Source organism: Aquimarina agarivorans, assembly GCF_000218485.1.
Taxonomy (GTDB): domain Bacteria; phylum Bacteroidota; class Bacteroidia; order Flavobacteriales; family Flavobacteriaceae; genus Aquimarina; species Aquimarina agarivorans.
On sequence record NZ_AFPB01000129.1, the window covers coordinates 1 to 510 of the forward strand.

Consider the following 510-nt stretch of genomic DNA (forward strand, 5'->3'; position numbering starts at 1 on the left):
CAAGTGGTAGTCGCCGAGCAGGCGCACCAACCGCCCTTCGCCGAGCAGCGGCGCGACGCTCCACTGCGGGCAGAACTGCAGACCCAGCCCGGCCAGCAGGTGGGCGAGCAGGAAGTCGTAGTTGTCGCTGGCCAGTCGCGGGCGCGGCTGGTCGATACGCTGGCGGGCGCCGTCGCGCTCCATCCACCAGAAGTTCTGGTTCAGCGAAGGGTGCTGGAAGACCAGCCAGGCGTGCCGCTCGAAGTCCTCCGGGCCTTGCGGCGCGGGTTGCCGCGCCAGGTAGGCGGGGCTGGCGCAAAGCACGATCTGGTTCGGCGCCAGCGGCCGCGCCACCAGCCCCGGCAGGTCGATGGGGCCGTCGCGCAGGCCGAGGTCGTAGCCGCCTTCGCTGAGATCGAGGAAGGTTTCGTCGAGGTCCACCCGCAGGCTGATCCGCGGATGCGCCTCGAGGAAGCTGGCGCAGGCCTGCTGGAGGAACGCCGCGGCGAACGACGGCGGCGCGGCGAGACG

1 protein-coding gene is annotated in these 510 nt (G+C 71.6%); it reads right to left on the bottom strand.

Going from position 1 to position 510, the window contains the following annotated elements; all coding sequences use genetic code 11:
• Positions 1-510 (bottom strand): substrate binding domain-containing protein (locus tag GMC_RS23445; RefSeq protein WP_193361482.1); only part of this gene is annotated, 510 nt, incomplete at both ends.